The sequence below is a fragment of the Arthrobacter sp. CAN_A1 genome (assembly GCF_015751665.1).
Lineage (GTDB): Bacteria > Actinomycetota > Actinomycetes > Actinomycetales > Micrococcaceae > Arthrobacter_D.
In genome coordinates, this window is the sequence record NZ_JADOUR010000041.1 from 1 (window position 1) to 1,658 (window position 1,658).

Below are 1,658 nucleotides of genomic sequence, written 5' to 3' on the forward strand. Positions count from 1 at the left end.
CTAGCCCGGAGTTTTCATCGTGATTGGGCTGAGCGTGCGTGGTTAACAGGTGAAAGGTGCTCCTGACGTGGGAAAATGTAGTTACCACACAACATTTCGACCACAAAGAAGGAGCACCTTTCAGGTGACGATTCTACCCTCTGTTTTCCCGTCGCTGCCGGTGGCTTTCACCGGCCAGTCGCTGATCTCCCACGCCGGGACGCAGCTGGTATCCAGTTTCATTGACGCCCTGGGATTCCGGGAACTCTGCGAGGACCGTTTAGGCCAATTCACCCCCGCCGGGGCGAGGCATCGTCCCGGGACGCTCCTGGGCCAGCTGGCGTTGATGCTCGCCGCTGGCGGTGAGCACGTTTCGGACCTGGATATGTTCCGCACCCAGGCCGGCGTTTTCGGGACGGTGGCCTCGAACGCGACGGTCTCTCGGTTCTTCGACCGGACCGCAGCGAACCCGGATGCTTTTGCCCACGGAGCTCAAACCCTGACCCGCTTGCTGCGGACAAGGGTGTGGGACGCTGCCGGTGAACACAGTCCGGGAGCCCGCGCCACCCCCGCCGATCCGGTGATCATCGACCTCGATGCCACCCTCGTGGCCTCGCACTCCGATAAGGAACGAGTGGCTGGGGACTACAAGGGTGGCTACGGGTTCGCACCGTTCACCGCCAGTATCGATTACGGCACCAAGCACGGCACCGGGGAGATCCTCGCCTGCCTGCTCAGACCAGGCAACGCCGGCGCGAACAACGCCGATGACCACATCGAGGTGTTTACCACCGCCGTCAATCAACTCCCCGACGGGTTCTTCCACCCGGACGGCACCTTGAACGGTAAGAACATCCTGGTCCGTACAGACAGCGCTGGCGCGTCGAGGAAATTCCTTTGGCATCTTCACCACGCCGGAGCCCAATTCTCTGTGTCCTACCCAGTCCCAGCCGGGAAAGCTCACATGGTCGATTGGATCAGCGACAAGCAATACTGGGAACCAGCCCTGGACGCTGAAGGCAACGACCGCACCGATGCGTGGGTGATCAACGCCACCGACGTCATCACGTTGAAGGACTACCCACCCGGGACGAACATCTACCTCCGGGCCGAACCCTTGCACCCCGGTGCGCAGCCCACCCTCTTAGACATCGACGGGCACCGGATCACCGCGTTCCTCACCAACTCACCGCGATGGCGCGGGCCCTTCCTAGACGCCCGGCACCGCGGTCGTGGACGGTGTGAAAACCGGATCAAAACCCTCAAGAACACCGGCCTGGGTAAGCTGCCATTCGCCTCTTTCACCGCCAACCAGGCCTGGGCCACCATCTCCGCTCTGGCCTCAAACCTGATTTCCTGGCTGCAGCTCAGCACCATCCCGGCCACCCACAGGGCCCGGTTCTGGGACGTCAAACGCTTCCGCTACCGTCTCTTCGCCACGGCCGGTAAACTCACCCGCCACGGCAGAAAAACTACACTCCTGCTACCCGAATTGGCACCCGAGAAAAACCTCATCATCACCATCAACGACGCCATCACAAGCTTGGCCGAGCGACAACCCGAGGCCGCCCTCCGCTGACGTCACGGGGCAGTCAAAAAGCACATCGAGACAGGAAGAACACACCAACCGGCAGTGGAACCGGCGCCCACCCCGGCGACCAACGGGAACACCTCAAAAC

At 62.0% G+C, this 1,658-nt stretch carries 1 protein-coding gene; it reads left to right on the plus strand.

Going from position 1 to position 1,658, the window contains the following annotated elements; translation table 11 throughout:
* The first annotated feature begins 124 nt into the window (after window positions 1-124).
* Window positions 125-1,558 (plus strand): IS1380 family transposase, encoded by a 1,434-nt coding sequence (locus tag IWX62_RS16135; protein WP_196842428.1) that lies wholly within the window; start codon window positions 125-127, stop codon window positions 1,556-1,558.
* The last annotated feature ends 100 nt before the right edge of the window (window positions 1,559-1,658 follow it).